We start from the raw sequence: 18,915 nt of genomic DNA, 5'->3' as shown, positions 1-18,915 counted from the left end.
AAGACCGCGCTTGGTGAAGCTACCAAGCGAGACCAATGAATGCCTTGACCATAGCACTTTTTCTAACCGTGAGCATGCGCAGATTGGTCGCTACAGGCTCAGACGCCCAGCCTTGTGCTTCACCGGGTTGGCGTACTGTGCGAGCCAGTAAGGCCGCAGCGCTTCAGGCACGCTGGCTAGGCGCGCTTTGAAGCGCTCCCGGTCCTGGCGAGTAATCGCTTTACGGGCGACCAGCTCCGGCGACTCGCCCAATGTTTCCAGTGCAAGATAGTGACTGGGGAAGAGGCGATAGCCACCAATGACTTGGCGGTCGATCTCAGCGGCGACTTCATCGGGCGTGGCCATATCGGCACCGACGGGCGTACCAAATTTGAGCTGTACGCGACCTTTGGAGCCCGTGATGCCCGCGACGATCGAGCGAATGTCTTCGAACTCCCCCTTGGCGTAGCTGCCTTGTTTCGCAATGTCGTGAAGCTCTTGGGCTTTTTGCACATCGCAAGGGTCGTATTCGTAGCTGATGGATACCGGCACGAGTTTTAATTCGGCAATGGCATCGCCAAACACCATGTCGCGCTCGGCGTGACGCTTGGCCATGGTGAGCATTTTGATAATGGCGGGGTCGGTGCGGTCAATGCCGTTCTTGGCACGGCCTTCGCGCTGAGCCATCCAAATGGAGTGATTGTCGTCGGTAATCGAGTGACGGATGTACGACGAGAGCTGCTGGTAAGCAGCCAGCATGGCTCGTTTGCCGCGAGCGCTGCGGGGTACGATGAAGCTTTTGTTGAGCCGCATGAGGTCGGTGACATAAGGTTTCTTTAACAAATTGTCACCGATCGCGATGCGCACGGTATCCCGACCTGCTTCGTAGAGCGCGTAATTCACGAAGGCAGGGTCCAGTGAGATATCGCGATGGTTGCCAATGAAGAGGTAGGCACTATGGTCGTCGAGCTTGTCGAGCCCCGAGACGTCGAATGCATCGGTCGTCGTGCGGATCATGCGCACCATATAGCTGGCGATACGCATTTGGAATTCGCGAACGCTGGTGACCCCCTTTACCTCGCGCCGAACGGCATGGCTTGCCAATGCGCGCGCCACTGGCGGCGCCCACTTGGCCATGCGTGGCAGCCGGAAGCGGGTCAGCGCATCGAGCAGCTCGCTATCGCGGGAAAGCCGTTCAAGAACATCGGCCACCTCGTGATCCATATAAGGGCGAATATCCGCCCAAGGGTCATTCGGTGAGTCAGCGTTGGGTGCGTTATTGTGATGAGTCATGCGATCCGTTGGATATCAGCAAAATAATCGGGTTACGGCGGCTATCTGTCTCGTGGCTTAGGCGTCTGGCTGGGCCGTCGGTTCCCGCTGAGTTTCGCCACCTAACCATTCGAGCAGGCGGGTAATATCGTCAGACAGCGCTTGGGCCATTAGGATGAAGTCGGTTTCCAAGCGGGCGAGCGCATCGTCGCCGTCGTCGGCATGGTCCGCTTCTTCGATGAGCGCGTCGCCAAAACGTAGCGATTTGAGCGCTAGATCGTCGTGCAGCACGAAGCTTAGGCGGCCTTCGAGACTCATGGCGAGTTTGCTGGCTTGGCGCCCGCTTTCGAGCAGCTGCTGGATTTCATCGCTATCGAGATCGACCTGGCGTGCACGCAGTACGCCGTCGTCGCCTTTAGCCTTTAACTCCACCTGGTCGCCAAGCTGGAGGTCGGCAGGACGGCTGGCCGGGTCGCCAAGCCAGGTGGTCATGGCGCGAATGGGCAGCGTCTGGCTACTAAGCGGCGTGGCTTTCAAGCTGCCTAAGGTTTCGCGCAGCAGGTCCAAGACGTCTTCGGCGCGGGTGCGCGAGCTGGCATTCACACCGATGAGCTGGCGTTTGGTGTCCCACCAGAGGTCGATTTTTTGGCTGCGGACAAAGGCGCGGGGCAGGAGTGCTTCGGTGACCTGCTCTTTAAGCGCCGTTTTTTCCTTACGGGTTACTTTGCGCCCTTCGCTGGCCTCGATCTCAGCGACTTTTTCATCGACTTCCTCTTTGACGACCGATGCAGGAAGTAGGCGTTCCTGGCGCAGGGCCGAGAGTAGGCGGTGCCCCTGAATTTCATGGACACGCTGGTCGCCGCCTAGCCGCCCGGCAGGAGCCGTCCAGCCTAAACGGCGTGCATCCGCATTACCCAGCGGCTTGGCCGCATGCTCATCCAGTGCGTTGGCCAACGTTTGGCTATCTAGCTCGGGAGCGCCGTGCAGGCGATATAAATGCAGGTGCTTAAACCACATGTCACCGATCCTATGAAAAAGGTGGCACATTATGTCGAAACCAAGCCTTTCCTACCAGCACCTTGGCGCGGCGACTTGTTGTTGCACTGGTTTTAAACTTGTGTTTGATTTGCAAGGTGTTAATGATTCCTTGCCTATTTTTATAAGCAGTGAACAAGAGGATGCTATGTCTGAGTCAATCTCACAGGTTGGTATGCGGGTTCGTGGTTACCATTTGGATGGCTATGGTCATGTCAACAATGCGCGCTATCTGGAGTTCATGGAGGAGGGGCGCTGGGCATTTTTCGACGAGCACCCACGGCTCATCCAGCAGCTTCATAGTGCGGGGCGAGCCTTCGTCGTGGTCAATTTGAACATCGACTATCGCGCCGCGGCCGTCCAGGGGGACGATTTGCAGGTATTGACGGGCATCGTCGACGTGGGTGAGCGCAGTGCGCTGTGCCACCACCGCATCGTGCGGGCCGACGGTACCCTGGTCGCTCAGGCCGACCTCACCTTCGTCCTGTTGGATGTCAAGGCCAACAAAGCTGCCGCCATTGAGGGGGAAGTACGCGAGGTGCTGCAGGGGATGGTCGTGGCCAAGGAGGCGTTTACGGGCTAAATGGCAATGGCAGTGTCACCGACTGCCCTTGATGCGCATGCAGTGGTATGATGACACGGTATCTGCGCGCCGCCTTCTTGTACTCGGTCTCGTACGACGAAAGGCGGCATTTTCAAGCGCTTTCAACTCTCGCAGTGCCAATGCAGTGCAAAGGATCTGACTTTCATGGGTGACATCGCCAGAGAAATCTTGCCCGTCAATATTGAAGACGAGCTAAAACAGTCGTATCTCGACTATGCGATGAGTGTCATTATCGGCCGCGCGCTACCTGATGTGCGCGACGGCTTGAAGCCCGTTCACCGGCGTGTGCTGTTTGCCATGCACGAACTGGGCAATGACTGGAATAAACCGTACAAGAAGTCGGCGCGTGTCGTCGGCGATGTCATCGGTAAATACCATCCGCACGGTGACAGTGCGGTGTATGACACCATCGTACGGATGGCTCAGCACTTCTCCATGCGTCACGTGCTGGTGGATGGTCAAGGCAACTTTGGTTCCATCGATGGTGATAACGCGGCCGCCATGCGTTACACCGAAGTGCGCATGGCGCGACTGGCGCACGAGCTGCTGGCGGATCTTGAAAAAGACACGGTCGACTGGGTCGATAACTACGACGGCACCGAGCGCATTCCAGAAGTGCTGCCGACCAAAGTGCCCAACCTGCTGATCAACGGATCGTCGGGAATCGCGGTCGGTATGGCGACGAACATTCCGCCCCATAACATGCGGGAAGTGATCGACGGCTGCTTGGCCCTTATCGACGACTACACGCTGTCAGTGGATGATCTGATGCAGTACATCCCCGGGCCGGATTTCCCTACCGGGGGCATCATCAATGGCCGCGCGGGCATTCTCGATGCGTACCGTACCGGGCGTGGGCGTATCTACGTACGCGCCTGCCACACCATCGAGCACGACGATAAAACCGGCCGCGATCACATCATCATCACCGAGCTGCCATATCAGGTGAACAAGGCGCGGTTGATCGAGAAGATTGCCGAGCTAGTCAAAGAGAAAAAGATCGAGGGTATCGCCGAGCTTCGCGACGAGTCGGATAAAGACGGCCTGCGCGTGGTGATCGAGATCAAACGGGGTGAGTCGGGCGATGTAGTCGTCAATAACCTGTTTGCCCAAACCCAGCTGCAGAACGTGTTCGGTATCAACATGGTGGCGCTGGAGAACGGCCAGCCGCGGACGCTCAATCTCAAAGAGATGCTCGAGGCGTTCATTCGTCACCGTCGTGAAGTCGTTACTCGCCGTACGCTGTTCGAACTCAAGAAAGCCCGTGAGCGTGGCCATCTGTTGGAAGGTTTGGCAGTGGCCATTTCCAACATCGATGAAGTCATCGAGCTGATCAAGGCATCCCCCAACGCAGCGGAAGCCCGTGAAAAACTGCTGGCGAAGGTGTGGAAGCCGGGCCAAGTCACCGCCATGCTCGAGCGCGCCGGTGCGACCTCTTGCAAGCCGGAAGATCTGGAAGAGGGCTTTGGCCTCAATCCCTCTGCTACCGAGTACCGACTCTCTCCCGCGCAGGCGCAGGCCATTCTAGAGCTGCGGTTGCACCGTTTGACCGGGCTCGAAACCGAAAAGCTGCTCGATGAGTATCTGTCGATTCTGGAAAAGATCGCCGAATTCACGGAGATTCTGGCGTCTGCCGATCGCCTGATGGACGTGATCCGCGAAGAGCTGCACGCGGTGCGTGATCAGTTCGGTGATGATCGCCGCACGGAGATTCAGGCCAGCCATCTGGACCTCTCCATTGAAGATCTCATTGCAGAAGAGGACATGGTGGTGACCGTGTCCCGCTCTGGCTATGCGAAGACACAGCCGCTATCGGATTATCAAGCGCAGCGTCGCGGTGGCCGTGGTAAGTCGGCGACGTCCATGAAAGACGAGGACGTCATTGAGCACCTGCTGGTGGCCTCGACCCACGACACTGTGCTGCTCTTCTCCAACCGTGGCAAGGTCTACTGGCTGAAAGTGTACGAGATGCCGAACGCCAGCCGCGGCTCTCGTGGCAAGCCGTTGGTGAACATGTTGCCGCTGGAAGAGGGCGAGTCGGTCAACGCCATTCTCCCGGTTCGGGATTATGATCCCCAGCATTACATCTTCTTCGCCACCGCGAAGGGCACGGTGAAACGTACCAGCCTCGAGCAGTTCTCGCGCCCGCGTAGCGTTGGCCTGATTGCGATTGACCTGGAAGAGGGTGACCGCTTGGTAGGTGCTGCGATTACCTCGGGTTCCGATCACGCGATGCTGCTCTCTTCCAATGGTAAAGCGATCCGTTTCGAAGAGGGCAATGTGCGCGCCATGGGCCGTACTGCTCGCGGCGTGCGCGGCATGCGCTTGGCAGGCGATGCGGAAGTGATCAGCTTGATCATTCCCAAGAGCCAGCAGATCGATGCTGAGGCCGACACCGATGCCGAGATAGATGCTCAAGCAGACGCTGCGACCCCCGCTCAGGGCGAAGGACAAATTTATATCCTGACGGCCAGTGAGAATGGCTACGGCAAGCGCACCCGACTCGAAGAGTTCCCGCTGCGTGGCCGGGGTGGCCAGGGTGTCATCGCTATGCAGACCAGTGAGCGGAACGGTTCGCTGGTGGCTGCGATGCAGGTGTACGACAGCGACGAAATGATGCTGATCACCGATCGCGGCACGTTGGTGCGCACCCGCGTGGAGGAGGTCTCGACCACTTCGCGCAATACGCAAGGGGTCATGTTGATTCGCTTGGGTAAAGAAGAAAAATTGGTGAAAACCGTTCGCGTGGATGAGCCTGAAGAGACGGATGACGTAGACACGGGCGAGCCAGCAGACGCAGACAATGGCGCACAGGAACCGGGAACCGATGACACGTCATTATAATTTTTGCGCAGGGCCTGCGGCCCTGCCCAGCGCCGTACTCGAGCGCGCCCGTGACGAGCTGCTTGACTATCAAGGGCGCGGCTTGTCGGTCATGGAGATGAGCCACCGCAGCGATGAATTCGTGGTGATTGCAGAGCGCGCCGAAGCAGATTTGCGCGAGCTGTTGGCGATCCCGAGCGATTATCGGGTGCTCTTCTTACAGGGCGGCGCAAGCATGCAGTTTTCGATGCTGCCGATGAACTTGCTGGGGCAAGGGGGGAGCGCAAACTTCATCCAAACCGGTATTTGGGGGAAGAAGGCGCTGAGCGAAGCCAAACGCCTTGGCTTTAAGTGCCATCTAGCGGCCAGCAGTGAGGCAAATGGGCAAACGGCCGTCCCTAATCAAGCCTCGCTGGCTATCAGCGATGACGCTGCCTATTTGCACTACACCTCCAACGAAACCATTGGCGGTTTGGAGTTCGACTATATCCCGCAGGCGATTCGGGCAGATGGCAAAGCCGTGCCGCTGGTGTGCGATATGTCGTCGAACATTCTCTCTGGCCCCATTGATGTCAGTGAGTATGGCGTCATTTATGCTGGCGCTCAGAAGAACATTGGTCCGGCAGGCTTGACCATCGTTGTGGTGCGCGATGACCTGCTGGGACGCGCGCCAAGCACCATTCCGTCACTATTCGATTATCAGCTGCTGGCGGAAGCGGGTTCCATGGTGAACACGCCACCTACGTACGCGTGGTACTTATCGGGCCTCGTTTTTCAATGGCTGAAAAACGACGTGGGTGGCCTGGAAGCGATGGAGGCGATGAATCAGCGCAAAGCGCAAAAGCTGTATGCGGCTATCGATGCCAGCCATTTTTACCGCAACCCCATCGCCATACCGAACCGTTCGCGGATGAACGTACCGTTCGTACTGGCCGACGAGCGTTTGGATAACGCGTTCTTACAAGAAGCCGATGAGGCGGGGCTGCTCAATTTGAAAGGTCATCGCAGCGTCGGTGGCATGCGCGCTAGCTTGTACAACGCCGTTCCCGAAGAGGCGGTCGATGCTTTGATTGCCTTCATGGCGGATTTCGAACAACGAAGAGGCTAACCATCATGTCCGATACGCCGATCCATTTAGACGACTTGCGTCAACGTATCGACCAGTTGGATGGCGATATTCTGCGCTTGATCAGTGAGCGAGCCACCTGCGCTCAGCAGGTGGCTCACGTTAAGCTCGCTCAAGATAAAGATGCCGTGTTCTACCGCCCTGAGCGAGAAGCGCAGGTGTTGCGGCGCATCATGGCGCTGAACAACGGGCCACTGGACTCCGAAGAGATGGCCCGTCTGTTTCGCGAAATCATGTCTGCTTGTCTCGCGCTGGAGCAGCCGGTCAAAGTGGCGTATTTAGGCCCAGAGGGCACGTTTACCCAGCAAGCCGCGCTGAAGCACTTTGGGGAAAGCGCGGTCAGCTTGCCCATGGCCGCCATCGACGAGGTGTTCCGCGAAGTAGAAGCGGGCGCGGTGAATTACGGCGTCGTGCCGGTGGAGAATTCCACCGAAGGCGTTGTCAATCACACGCTCGATACCTTCATGGACTCCTCCATCAAGATTTGCGGCGAAGTGGTACTACGCATCCATCATCATCTGTTGATCAGCGAAACCACGCGTAAAGACAAAGTATCGCGCATTTATTCGCATCCGCAGTCGTTTGGCCAATGCCGTAAGTGGTTGGACGCACACTATCCTCACGCAGAGCGTGTACCGGTGTCGTCTAACGCAGAAGCTGCGAAGCTGGTAAAGACCGAATGGCATAGCGCCGCCATAGCGGGTGACATGGCGGCGAAGCTGTATGGTCTGGAGCGGATTGCCGACAAGATCGAGGATCGCCCGGATAACTCCACGCGCTTTTTGATCATTGGCAACCAAGACGTGCCCATGTCAGGCGAGGATAAGACGTCCATCGTCGTGGCGATGCGTAACCAGCCGGGGGCGCTGCACGATCTGCTTGAGCCGTTCCATCGCCACAAAATCGATTTGACTCGTATTGAAACGCGGCCGTCACGCACCGGCGTTTGGAATTATGTATTTTTCATCGATTTCAAAGGTCATCGCGACGAGCCTCAGGTGGCGGCGGTCTTGGAAGAGGTGCGTTTGCGGGCCTCCGAGCTGCGCGTGTTGGGCTCTTACCCCCAGGGCGTGCTGTGACGGTGTCAGGGCATACGAACAAACGTGCGTCGTGTCATGAATCGCGGATCTTGATCGTTGGGTTGGGGTTGATTGGCGGCTCGCTGGCTGCTGGGTTACGCGCCGCTGGCTATGACGGCCACATCGTCGCTTGCGACCCTAATCATGACGAAGTGGCTCTGGGCATTGAGCTTGGTCTCGTCGATTCGGGCGGTACTAGGCTCGGCGAGCTGTTGAAGGATGTCTCCATGGTCGTGCTGGCGGTGCCCGTGCTGGCCATGGAGCGCGTCATGACCCAGTTGGCCGAGTCGCTTTCCGACGCAGCCAGCGATGTGGTCATCACCGACGTGGGCAGTACCAAGGCAACGATTCGAGAGTGTGCCGAGCGCGTCTTTGGCTGCGTGCCGCCGAACATGGTGCTGGGTCATCCCATTGCGGGTTCCGAAAAGAGTGGCGTAGCTGCGGCCAACCCCTTGCTCTATGAGAACCACAAGGTGATTTTGACGCCTGAGGCCAACGTCAATGCACTAGCGCTGAAACGCGTAGAGGCATTGTGGCAGGCTTGTGGTGCACAGGTGCTCCACATGAGTGTCGAACGCCACGATCAAGTACTCGCGCGAACCAGTCATTTGCCGCACCTGTTGGCCTTTTCCCTGGTGGACACCCTAGCGCGTCAAGATGAGCGGCTGGATATTTTTCGTTATGCGGCAGGCGGGTTCCGAGACTTCACGCGAATTGCGGGCAGCGATCCGGTCATGTGGCGGGATATCTTCATTGCCAACCGAGAGGCAGTGCTATCGTCGCTGGATGATTTTGAGGCCGGTCTAACGCGTCTGCGTCAAGCCGTAGAGGAGGGGGATAGCGATGCACTCATCGCCACCTTTGATCGGGCCAGTCATGCGCGTCACTATTTCGATACGTTATTGAACAAAACCAGTTATCAGGCGGAATATCATATGCAACCACACGGTAAAGTGACTTATCGGGTGCAGCCGGGCGGCCAGGCGCAGGGGCGTCTGCGTGTGCCGGGCGATAAATCCATGTCCCACCGCTCGATCATGCTGGGAGCGTTGGCAGAAGGGGTGACGGAGGTCAAAGGCTTCCTCGAAGGTGAAGATAGCCTGGCAACGCTGCAGGCGTTCCGCGAGATGGGAGTGGCGATTGAGGGGCCGCATCAAGGCCGCGTGACAATCCATGGCGTCGGCATGCACGGTTTGAAAGCGCCAGCAGGGCCTCTTTATGTGGGTAACTCCGGGACGGCAATGCGTCTCTTTGCTGGCCTGCTGGCCGGTCAATCCTTCGACAGCGAATTGACCGGCGATGAGTCGCTGACTAAGCGCCCGATGGGTCGCGTCGCGGATCCTTTGCGCCTTATGGGGGCGACGATCGATACGGCCGAAGGCGGTCGTCCGCCGCTGAAAATCCAGGGTGGCGCAGCGCTAAAGGGTATTCACTACGACATGCCCATGGCCAGTGCCCAGGTGAAATCCTGTCTGCTACTCGCCGGGCTGTATGCCGAAGGCGAAACCCGTGTGCGCGAGCCTGCGCCTACCCGTGACCATACCGAACGCATGCTCAATGGTTTTGGTTACGAAGTATTCCGTGAAGGGGATACCTGCTGGCTACAAGGCGGTGGTCGGTTAACCGCTGGACCCATCGATGTTCCGTCCGATATCTCCTCGGCGACGTTCTTTCTCGTTGCTGCTGCGATTACGCCGGGTTCCGATATCACACTGGAACATGTGGGCATCAACCCGACGCGGATTGGTGTGATCAATATTTTGAACCTGATGGGCGCTGATTTAACCCTGGAGAACGAGCGCGAAGTGGGGGGCGAGCCGGTTGCCGATATCCGTATTCGTTACGCGCCCTTGAAAGGTATCGATATTCCCGTCGATCAAGTGCCGCTGGCTATCGATGAATTCCCAGCGCTCTTCATTGCGGCATCCAATGCGCACGGCACGACTCGCCTGCGCGGTGCAGAAGAACTCCGCGTGAAAGAGTCCGACCGTATTCAGGCGATGGCCGATGGCCTTGCGGTGCTGGGTGTCGAGCATACGGTGGTAGAGGACGGCATCGACATTGTGGGTAACGGCAACGATAGCGAACCGAGCTATGGCGGTGGTCGTATCGATAGCCTGGGCGATCACCGTATTGCCATGGCGTTTGCCATTGCGTCGCTGCGTGCCGGTGCCGAAATCATCATTGATGACTGCGCCAACGTGGCGACCTCCTTCCCCGATTTCGTCGCACTGGCTCAACGAATTGGGATGAGCGTCGAGGTGGAGGGTGCCAATGACCGCTAAGGTACCTGTGCTGACGATCGATGGCCCCGGCGGTGCCGGCAAAGGTACGATTAGCAGCCTCGTGGCCGAACGGTTGGGTTGGCACCTGCTGGATAGTGGGGCGCTTTACCGTTTGACGGCGCAAGCCGCCGTCAAGCATGGCGTTTCGCTGGATGATGAAGCGGCACTCGCCAGTATTGCGGCATCGCTCGATGTCGCGTTTCCGGTGGCGGATGGCTTACCCTGCACGCTCTTAGAGGGTGAGGACGTTGGTCGCGCCATCCGTACCGAACAAGCCGGTGAACGCGCTTCCAAGGTGGCCGCTTTGCCACAAGTGCGTTCGGCGCTTCTCCAGAGGCAGCGCGATTTTTGTCAAGCGCCGGGGCTCGTGGCAGACGGTCGCGACATGGGCACGGTCGTGTTCCCCGATGCTCCCTTGAAGATCTTTTTGACGGCCAGTGCCGAAGAGCGGGCGCGCAGACGGCATCTACAGTTGCAGGAAGCTGGGGTGGATGCTAGTCTGTCGAGTCTTTTAAAGGAGATTCAGGCACGCGATGCACGCGACACGCAACGCAGTGTGGCTCCCCTCAAGCCGGCAGACGATGCCATCACGCTTGATACCACACGCCTGAGCATACCGGAAGTGGTTGATCGGCTGACCGAACTGCTTGCCCAACGCGGCATGTCTAACGGCATTTGATTCTCCCTTGCGGCGTTTTTGGAAAGGTGTCACGACGTGGCAGGGCGACAGCATCATCTCAGTGAGCCCGGTCAGGTCTAACCAGCGCTAACGCCTCCAAAAGCTGAGTGACATTAGGCCCGTACTCGCTGGTGGTACGGAGAAGGCAGTTATGCCTCAACAACGTTGATCACGTAGGAAAACCATGAGCGAAAGCTTTGCTGAACTGTTTGAACAGTCTCTTAACGACATCAACATGGAGCCAGGCGCCATCGTCGCGGCTCAGGTTGTCGACATTGACGGTGACTGGGTTACCGTTAACGCTGGTCTGAAGTCCGAAGGTCAAATCCCTGCGGCACAATTCCGCGATGAAAACGGTGAACTGACCATCGCCATCGGTGATGACGTTCACGTTGCACTGGAAGCCGTCGAAGATGGTTTCGGTGAAACACGTCTGTCCCGTGAAAAAGCCAAGCGCGCAGAAGCTTGGAAGATTCTGGAAGCAGCCTTCGAGAAAGACGAAATCGTCAAGGGCGTGATCAACGGTAAAGTCAAAGGCGGCTTCACTGTCGACGTCGACTCTATCCGTGCTTTCTTGCCGGGATCTCTGGTGGACGTTCGTCCGGTTCGCGACACTGCGCACCTGGAAAACAAAGAGCTGGATTTCAAAGTCATCAAGCTCGACCCGAAGCGCAACAACGTCGTCGTATCACGTCGTGCCGTGCTGGAAGCAGAGAACAGCGCCGAGCGTGAAGCGCTCCTGGCCACTCTGCAAGAAGGCCAGCAGATCAAAGGTATCGTCAAGAACCTGACCGATTACGGTGCTTTCGTTGATTTGGGCGGCGTCGATGGCCTGCTGCACATCACCGACATGGCGTGGAAGCGCATCAAGCATCCGTCTGAAATCGTTGCCGTTGGCGACGAGATCAACGTCAAAGTGCTGAAGTTCGATCGTGAGCGCAACCGCGTTTCACTGGGTCTGAAGCAGCTGGGCGAAGATCCGTGGGTCAACATCAAAGACCGTTATCCGGAAGGCACCAAAGTACACGCTGTCGTCACGAACCTGACGGACTACGGTTGCTTTGCTGAGCTGGAAGAGGGTGTCGAAGGTCTGGTTCACGTGTCTGAAATGGACTGGACCAACAAGAACATTCATCCGTCTAAAGTCGTTCAAGTGGGCGATGACGTTGACGTGATGGTTCTCGATATCGACGAAGAGCGTCGTCGTATTTCTCTGGGTATCAAGCAGTGCACTGCTAACCCGTGGGAAACCTTCAACGCCGAATACAACAAGGGCGACCGTGTTTCCGGTACCATCAAGTCCATTACGGACTTCGGTATCTTCATCGGCCTTGAAGGCGGTATCGACGGTCTGGTTCACCTGTCCGACATCTCTTGGACTGAAACAGGCGAAGAAGCCGTTCGTAACTTCAAGAAGGGTGACGAAGCAGAAGCAGTTATTCTGTCTATCGACCCGGAGCGCGAGCGTATCTCCCTGGGTATCAAGCAAATGGATTCCGATCCGGTTGCTGAATACCTGTCTGTGAACGACAAGGGCAGCATCGTGACTGGCCGTGTTGTAGAAGTTGACGCCAAAGAAGCACACGTTGAGCTGGCGACAGACGTTATCGCTATCCTCAAAGCCTCTGAAATCAGCGCTGACCGTGTTGAAGATGCACGCAACGTTCTGAACGAAGGCGACAGCGTTGAAGCGCGTATCGTGAGCGTCGATCGCAAGAGCCGTCAGATCAATCTGTCGGTAAAAGCGAAAGAGCAAGACGATACTCGTCAAAACCTGAAGAAACTGCGTGAGCAAGAGCCAGAAGCCGCCGGTGGCCCGACCACTATCGGTGATCTGATCAAGCAGCAGATGGGTCAAGACTAAGTTATTAGTCTGACGCCTACAAAAACGCCGCCCTCTAGGGCGGCGTTTTTTTTGCAAAAATTTACATCGCTTCGATTTACTTTCTTAATCTGTATTAGCAGTACTTGTGTTGTTTGAAGAGTGGCTTTAATCGTAGTGGGCTTTGGCAAGTTGGCGTTTAAAAAAATGTTTAGTAAATGGATCAAAATCAACTAGACTGTTGTCAATTAGCATAATTAAGGCAATAATGTCACCGCATCCTGAACTGATCGGTATTGAGTGGTCCAGCTGAATACCATTGCCGTTACATCTAAAGCAAAAAAGGGACTCCCTATGTCTTTGTTAAACGATTACATCCAGAAAGAACAGCAGCTTAAGCAGCTACAAGAAGAACTGCAGCGTTTAGAAGGCGATCAGCGCCTTAAAAGCGAGCTAGAGTTTAAAGCCAAACTGGAAGCGTTGATGAACGAGTTTGGTAAGCGCCCGGCAGACGTGGTCGCATTGCTTGACCCTGCTGCCGATCAGCGTGTCAGCACTAAAGCGCCTGCTGCCTCTACGCGCCGCAAGCGTCGTCTGAAGATCTACAAGAACCCGCACACTGGTGAGGTCATCGAAACCCGTGGCGGCAATCACAAAGGCCTGCGTAGCTGGAAAGACGAGCACGGCGATGACACTGTCGAATCTTGGCTCGTGCGGATGGAAGACTAAACAAATCATTCCGGCACTTCTGCAAAGAAGTGCCGGAATTCTTTTTAAACAGCGATAGAGAAGAGTTTCCAGTCAACATTGCTCAATATTGAAGCGGGACGCGTAATTCCAAGTGATTTGGATGCCACAGTACTCGCGGAGAATCTCCACTAATCTGAAACGTATCTTCTTGGTGAATGATGCGCAAGAGCGTGGAGGCTAGCGCATCCGCTAGCTCATCGAACTGATCGAAACGTGTCGTGGCAAAGTGTTGAGCGGGAGAGTCTACCCTGCGATAAGCCACTGGCAGTGCTAAATTCTCCGTGGTAGCCGTAGGCTCTAAGTAAAGTCCAATATCGGTTCTCAACTTGTTTTGCGGTTGAGAAGTGTCTAAAGCGGCAACGGTATTGGCTAATAAGTCAGGCAAGGCAACGGTCGGTGTGGCTCGCCCTAATTGTGCTTCAAAGCAGCTAAGATGGTTAGCATGATGTTTTTTGCTGCCCAGCCCATCAATAGCGTCAGGTGCTTCATAAATACGCATAAAAACAGCCTGTCGCGGGCGGCTCTTCTCGATGGTCGTCGTAAACTGTCTTTGAGGTGCGGCTAAATGGCGCATACCACTTAGCGCTTGGCGATAATGCCGCGGAGTTAGCTGGTAGCGCCTTTGAAAGGCTCGTGAGAAAGAGGAGTGATTGACGTACCCACAGCGTAAGGCGATATGCGCTATATTTTGTGATGTCAGTGATAAGAGAACGGCAGCACGCTCTAGGCGACGCTGCTCTCGGTAAGCGCTTGGGGATGTATGAAAGCATTGGCGAAACTGTCTGCGCACCTGCGAGGCAGAATACCCCAAGTGGTTCGCTAGGTCTTCGATACTCAATGACTGATCAAGCGTGTCCTGTAGCCAGATCTCAGCTCGCGACATTGCATTGAACATTATCTGGCCTCCTATGCGTGAGTCATACAGGTCGATATCTTGCCTGTAGAGCACCCTCCCGGTGCGTATGGTACAAGTGCTGGCAGCCCATAGCTCTGCTCACTGCCTATCAATAGGGAGTATCGTCGAGTGAGCTAACATCCTTGGCGTGTGATGGCGTAGTGTCACTGTCCATACGATAGCGGTAAACCATTGTTACCGATTCGTGTTGCCATCACGATGTTGTCTTTATGCTGCTAAGCTCAAGCAAAGGCAAGTTTGCTCTGTATGTTTACGCGTTTGTGCACAGTTTTTCGTTAAAAAGGCCTGTTTGGCAGGCGTATCGACCATTTTTTGTAAGGTGTAAATGAAACATCAATGAAATATCAAAAGGTTCAAAAACAACTGGATGAGCGTGAAAAGCTACGTAAATTTCGTGAGCTGGATGACGCCTTTGCGCAAGCATTGCGTCAGTTGGACGATCCTGAGAGTGATTTTGATATTCCCACCGGGCCGCCTGTACGCTCTTTAGCATCCTTAGAAGCTGACGACCAAGAGGCGCATGAAAAAGCACAGGAGGCGCATTTTGCAGAGCGTCTGAGGGCTCTCATGAATGAATACGATCAGTCCGAGCAGGAAGTGAGGGCGCTCATTGAAACGCTGCTGGCTTACGGCTTATGGACAAAGGACCGGTTACCGGTGGTTGCCAACGATCCGCTAGCGGTAGCGATAAACGCGTAAGCTGGGCAAAAAAGCGTCACTTTCTAGCTTTTCATCCCGCCGCTTGGCGCGTGTTCGTTGTGCGGGTGGCTCCATAGGGGGCACTTTGATATGCGGCAAGCGGCCTTCATGCGCGGGTACCACTAGCGGCATGGCAATATTTAACGCTCGCCGTGTCTGGCCATCCATCAGCGGTTCCGTGAAGAAAAGGTTGGCGCGCATGAGCGGTGCTTGGTTTTGTACCTGCGCCAACGGTTCGCTGCTGGGTATGCCAGCGAGTTTTCGCAGCTGTATGCGGACATGGGGAGCATCGCTATCCAGCTGTAATAGCTTTTGCTCTGCCTCTTGGACGGTGATGCGTTTGATGGAGCGGCCGCTGCTGTACCACGCGAGCCGCACTCGTGCGACCGGTGCTTCGACGATAGGCAATTGACGCCAGCACTGTTTCAAATGCAGTCGCGCCATTCCCCCGGTGCGGAGCACTTTCTCGACATCAGGATGACGCTGGGGGAGGCGCTGCTTGGCGTTACTGAGTCCGCCCGGCTCGCTCTGCTTGATGCGTTGCAAAAGTGTGCTGATGGCACTTTTGGCAGCGTTGACCTCTTGAAAGGCCTCAATCAGCGGCTCGTCGGCGGCGATGACGGCAATGTAATTACGCGTTTCTCGGCCGTCTTGATGCTGCTGATGCCACATGTCTAGAAGCGCATCCCTCAGCCAAGTGGCATCGCCTGACCCTGACAAACGCCACGTGGCGGGAGGCGCTGATTCATAAAGCGTTGCTGCACGGTGGATGGCTGCAGTCAGTTGGTCGAAGCGTTCATCCAGCTCATGCAATAACCGATAGTGGGGTCGTAAGGCGTCAGACATCAGTGAGGCATCGTCTCAAGAGAGTGGAGCGTCTTTATCCGCTTGAGCTAGAAGCGTCTCGATATCGGCCTCATCCATGGCGGACTCTCCCGAGATACGGTGAGACTCTTCTGCCCAAGCGCCGAGATCCAGTAACTGGCAACGTTTGCTACAAAAGGGGCGAAAAGGGCTGCTAGGCCCCCAAGTCACGCGTGTTCCACACTGTGGGCAATCCACTTCGAGCGGGGCATCGTTAGCGGGAATCGTCATCGGTGAAAGCTCCTTCACGTTATGCTATTACGGTACTGTTGGTCGAGTGCGGCCACTTGCCGTTGGGTATGATTTCGCCCTCGGCTATTGTCGATGACATCGTCGGCACGTGAGAGTCGCACATCGCGTGGTAATTGGGCCGCGAGGATAGCACGCACCTGCTGCTCGCTCACGTGATCACGGGCCAACGTTCGCGCGAGCTGCTCTGCTTCGGGAACGTCCACCACCAACGTACGTTTTACCAGCGCATCCTGTCCCGATTCGAAAAGCAGTGGGGAAACCAGCAGTACATAGGGTGATTGGGTGCAAAGCTGTCGCAGATGTTCGAGTAGCCGCTCGCGGATACGCGGGTGGGTAACGGACTCCAGCCAAGCACGCTGACTGGGGTCGGTAAATACAATCTCGCGCAGGGTGGCTCGGTTTAGGCTGCCGTTATTATTCAGCACCTGCATGCCAAACCGCTCAGTGATGGCATCGAGTACTGGTTCGCCAGGGGCGACAATCTCTCTTGCCACGTCATCGGCATCCACCCAGCCGATACCCAACTCCCCAAATAGACGAGCAACGGTGGATTTTCCTGAGCCAATACCGCCGGTAACACCAATGATCATGTTAACCCTTAAATGACAGAACCGATAAATGATTCAGTATACCAGTGACAGGTAGAGTGCCATGAGGTCATCGCCCATGAGTAACCCCACCCAGCCTGATAATGCCAAAAAGGGGCCAAACGGCATGGCTTGGCCTCGCAGACGAGGTTGTGTCGCTTGTACCATCAGGCCAATGAGTGCGCCCAACCCGGCAGACACGATCAGCAGTAGCGGAAGCATGCTCCAGCCTAACCAAGCACCTAGCGCTGCCAGTAGTTTGAAATCGCCATAGCCCATGCCCTCCTTTCCCGTGACGAGCTTGAAGAGCCAGTAAAAGCCCCACAAGACGAGATACCCCGCCATGGCACCTAACACGGCGCCAGATAGCATGACGGGCTGAAACAGAAGCTGGTAGGCCAAACCCGCCCACAGCAGCGGTAGGGTCAGTATGTCCGGTAGAAGGTATGTGCGCAGGTCGATGACGGCTAACACGAGTAGCGTCATGCAGGCGGCATATATCCACAAACTCGAAAGTTGCCAGCCATGCAGCGCCATGACGGCAATCGCCAGTACGCCCCCCATGATTTCCACCACCGGGTACTGAGGGCTGATACGAGTTTGACAATGGGCGCAGCGCCCGCGACGCTTCAACCACCCGAGGACAGGGAGGTTGTCGTGCCAGGCAATGGCGTGCTCGCAGCGAGGGCACATGGACGGTGGATAGGCAAGATTGAAGCGAGGGGTAGGCTCTGTGGGCTGCTCCAACGAAGCGAGAGCTTCGTTACGCCACTGGCGCATCAGCATGACCGGTAGCCGCGTGATCACGACATTGAGAAAGCTGCCCAAACACAGCCCCATGACCCCTGCGAAGACTGACAATAATAGTGGCGGTAAGCCCATGATACTCCTAATGGATTGAGTGGCCTGCTCTATAGCGCCGTGCCAATTTCGAAGATCGGGAGATACATCGACACTACCACGCCTCCCACCAGGGCACCGAGCACGACGATAATGATGGGCTCCATGAGTGATGTCAGCGCATCGACTTTATTGTCGACTTCCTCTTCGTAATAATCCGCCACCCGATTGAGCATGGCATCGAGGGATCCAGCCTCTTCGCCGATGCTTACCATCTGAACGGCCAGCGCAGGAAAGCGATTCGTCATCCGCATCGCAAAATGAAGCTGCTGCCCAGTGGTGACATCCTGGCGCACTTCATTGATTGCTTTGATGTAGACGCGATTGTCGGCGGCGCCGGCAGCGGTTTCTAGGCCTTCTATCAATGGTACCCCGGAGGCAAAGGTCGTCGCGAGGGTTCGAGTGAAGCGGGACACTGCCGATTTATGCATGATGTCGCCAATTACCGGTAACCTGAGCAATAAGCCATCGAGCCGATAGGCGACCTTGGGTGAACGGCGCGCAGCCGTTTTCAGCAGCATCACACTACCGACTAAGAAGCCCAGTGCATGCAGCCAATATTGCTGGGCCATGTCAGAGAGATTGACGGTGAACTGTGTCAATGCGGGCAGCTCGGCGCCAAAGCCTTGAAACATGCTCTCGAACTCAGGTACCACTTTGATGAGCAAAAGCATGGTTACCCCCACACCAATCGCCATGACCGAGGTCGGATACCAAAGCGCTTTTTTGACGCGGTTTTTGAGTGACTCGACTTTTTCTTTGTAACTGGCAATACGTTCGAGCATTTGATCGAGCGCGCCGGCTTGTTCTCCTGCATCCACCAAGTTGACGAATAAACGATCGAACTGACGAGGATGTTTTGCCATGGCACTGGAAAGGCTATCGCCGGACGACACGTCTTCCATGATTTGCTGGGTCAGCGCGACCATGGCGGGTTTCTTCAAGCTTTCCGACACGGCTTGAAGTGCCTGCAAAATAGGGATGCCTGCACGCACCATGGTCGCCATCTGGCGTGCGAACACCATGATATCGACATTGGTCACTTTACCGCGGCCGCTGAAACTGCTGCGTTTTTGAATCTTACTGGCAACGATGCGCTGCTTCGCAAGCTGCTCGACGATATCGGCTTTGGTGCGGCCAATCAGCTCGCCTCGCATGGGGCGATCCTGAGGACCTTTGCCCGCCCATTTCCAGCGGTGCAGCGGGGCGGGCTTGGCGCGGCGAGCCTTGGCTTTGGCCATGG

General features: G+C 56.2%; 17 protein-coding genes and 1 pseudogene. 9 read left to right on the top strand and 9 right to left on the bottom strand.

Translation table 11 applies throughout. The annotated features are described in order from the left end of the window. Positions 1 to 90: 90 nt before the first annotated feature. Together AB6K10_RS13715 and AB6K10_RS13710 are read right to left on the bottom strand one after the other, a co-directional pair. On the bottom strand, positions 91 to 1,272 hold the full coding sequence (locus tag AB6K10_RS13715; RefSeq protein WP_159342281.1) for a 1-acyl-sn-glycerol-3-phosphate acyltransferase: 1,182 nt from the start codon (positions 1,270 to 1,272) through the stop codon (positions 91 to 93). Positions 1,273 to 1,329: 57 nt separating this feature from the next. After that, the gene (locus AB6K10_RS13710; protein WP_159342280.1) at positions 1,330 to 2,268 is read right to left on the bottom strand and encodes a recombination-associated protein RdgC; all 939 of its coding nucleotides are present in this window, start codon (positions 2,266 to 2,268) and stop codon (positions 1,330 to 1,332) included. Between the two features lie 166 nt (positions 2,269 to 2,434). On the opposite strand from AB6K10_RS13710, the gene AB6K10_RS13705 reads away from it, so the two are divergent. The 8 genes from AB6K10_RS13705 (at position 2,435) to AB6K10_RS13670 (ending at position 13,433) form a co-directional block, all read left to right on the top strand. Further along, positions 2,435 to 2,869, top strand: coding sequence for a thioesterase family protein (locus AB6K10_RS13705; RefSeq protein ID WP_339119022.1), 435 nt, complete (start codon positions 2,435 to 2,437; stop codon positions 2,867 to 2,869). Positions 2,870 to 3,034: 165 nt separating this feature from the next. Further along, on the top strand, positions 3,035 to 5,734 hold the full coding sequence (gyrA, locus tag AB6K10_RS13700; protein WP_339119021.1) for a DNA gyrase subunit A: 2,700 nt from the start codon (positions 3,035 to 3,037) through the stop codon (positions 5,732 to 5,734). Continuing rightward, the gene (gene serC / locus AB6K10_RS13695; RefSeq protein ID WP_339119020.1) at positions 5,718 to 6,821 is read left to right on the top strand and encodes a 3-phosphoserine/phosphohydroxythreonine transaminase; all 1,104 of its coding nucleotides are present in this window, start codon (positions 5,718 to 5,720) and stop codon (positions 6,819 to 6,821) included. The genes gyrA and serC overlap by 17 nt, the downstream gene beginning before the upstream one ends. Before the next feature lie 5 nt (positions 6,822 to 6,826). After that, the gene (gene pheA, locus AB6K10_RS13690; protein ID WP_159342276.1) at positions 6,827 to 7,918 is read left to right on the top strand and encodes a prephenate dehydratase; all 1,092 of its coding nucleotides are present in this window, start codon (positions 6,827 to 6,829) and stop codon (positions 7,916 to 7,918) included. Between the two features lie 50 nt (positions 7,919 to 7,968). Continuing rightward, positions 7,969 to 10,203, top strand: a complete 2,235-nt coding sequence (locus AB6K10_RS13685) for a bifunctional prephenate dehydrogenase/3-phosphoshikimate 1-carboxyvinyltransferase (RefSeq protein ID WP_339119019.1) — start codon at positions 7,969 to 7,971, stop codon at positions 10,201 to 10,203. After that, entirely contained in the window at positions 10,193 to 10,882 is a 690-nt protein-coding gene (gene cmk / locus AB6K10_RS13680) for a (d)CMP kinase (protein ID WP_285263272.1), read from the top strand. The genes AB6K10_RS13685 and cmk overlap by 11 nt, the downstream gene beginning before the upstream one ends. A 184-nt stretch (positions 10,883 to 11,066) precedes the next feature. Then, a complete protein-coding gene (gene rpsA / locus AB6K10_RS13675) occupies positions 11,067 to 12,746 on the top strand; it encodes a 30S ribosomal protein S1 (RefSeq protein WP_139527448.1) in 1,680 nt (559 codons plus the stop codon). A 312-nt stretch (positions 12,747 to 13,058) separates the two neighbouring features. After that, a complete protein-coding gene (locus AB6K10_RS13670) occupies positions 13,059 to 13,433 on the top strand; it encodes a histone-like nucleoid-structuring protein, MvaT/MvaU family (protein ID WP_253016301.1) in 375 nt (124 codons plus the stop codon). A gap of 82 nt (positions 13,434 to 13,515) precedes the next feature. Here the strand turns inward: AB6K10_RS13670 and AB6K10_RS13665 are convergent, their stop codons facing one another. Beyond that, positions 13,516 to 14,028: a hypothetical protein gene (locus AB6K10_RS13665; RefSeq protein ID WP_285263368.1), complete on the bottom strand. Its 513-nt coding sequence runs from the start codon at positions 14,026 to 14,028 to the stop codon at positions 13,516 to 13,518. A 24-nt stretch (positions 14,029 to 14,052) separates the two neighbouring features. Then, positions 14,053 to 14,337: pseudogene (locus AB6K10_RS13660) on the bottom strand (helix-turn-helix transcriptional regulator); the annotation flags it as partial. A 369-nt stretch (positions 14,338 to 14,706) separates the two neighbouring features. Between AB6K10_RS13660 and AB6K10_RS13655 the strand changes: the two are divergent. Continuing rightward, positions 14,707 to 15,069, top strand: coding sequence for a hypothetical protein (locus tag AB6K10_RS13655; RefSeq protein WP_159342271.1), 363 nt, complete (start codon positions 14,707 to 14,709; stop codon positions 15,067 to 15,069). Here AB6K10_RS13655 and AB6K10_RS13650 read toward each other — a convergent pair. From AB6K10_RS13650 to AB6K10_RS13630, 5 genes are read right to left on the bottom strand one after another with little or no spacing between them, the layout of a single operon-like run. Continuing rightward, entirely contained in the window at positions 15,046 to 15,915 is an 870-nt protein-coding gene (locus AB6K10_RS13650) for a DNA replication terminus site-binding protein (RefSeq protein ID WP_285263274.1), read from the bottom strand. The two genes, AB6K10_RS13655 and AB6K10_RS13650, sit on opposite strands and share 24 nt — an antisense overlap. 15 nt (positions 15,916 to 15,930) lie before the next feature. Further along, positions 15,931 to 16,164 (bottom strand): DNA gyrase inhibitor YacG, encoded by a 234-nt coding sequence (gene yacG / locus AB6K10_RS13645; RefSeq protein WP_159342269.1) that lies wholly within the window; start codon positions 16,162 to 16,164, stop codon positions 15,931 to 15,933. A gap of 14 nt (positions 16,165 to 16,178) precedes the next feature. Further along, positions 16,179 to 16,775, bottom strand: a complete 597-nt coding sequence (gene coaE / locus AB6K10_RS13640; RefSeq protein WP_285263275.1) for a dephospho-CoA kinase — start codon at positions 16,773 to 16,775, stop codon at positions 16,179 to 16,181. Between the two features lie 33 nt (positions 16,776 to 16,808). Next, positions 16,809 to 17,654 (bottom strand): A24 family peptidase, encoded by an 846-nt coding sequence (locus tag AB6K10_RS13635; RefSeq protein ID WP_285263276.1) that lies wholly within the window; start codon positions 17,652 to 17,654, stop codon positions 16,809 to 16,811. Positions 17,655 to 17,683: 29 nt separating this feature from the next. Beyond that, the gene (locus AB6K10_RS13630; protein ID WP_253016309.1) at positions 17,684 to 18,913 is read right to left on the bottom strand and encodes a type II secretion system F family protein; all 1,230 of its coding nucleotides are present in this window, start codon (positions 18,911 to 18,913) and stop codon (positions 17,684 to 17,686) included. Between the last annotated feature and the right edge of the window lie 2 nt (positions 18,914 to 18,915).

It is taken from the genome of Halomonas sp. BMC6 (assembly GCF_964204995.1).
Classification (GTDB): Bacteria; Pseudomonadota; Gammaproteobacteria; order Pseudomonadales; family Halomonadaceae; genus Vreelandella.
Note: the sequence above shows the minus strand (reverse complement) of the source record. Positions and strands in the feature narration are given on the sequence as shown.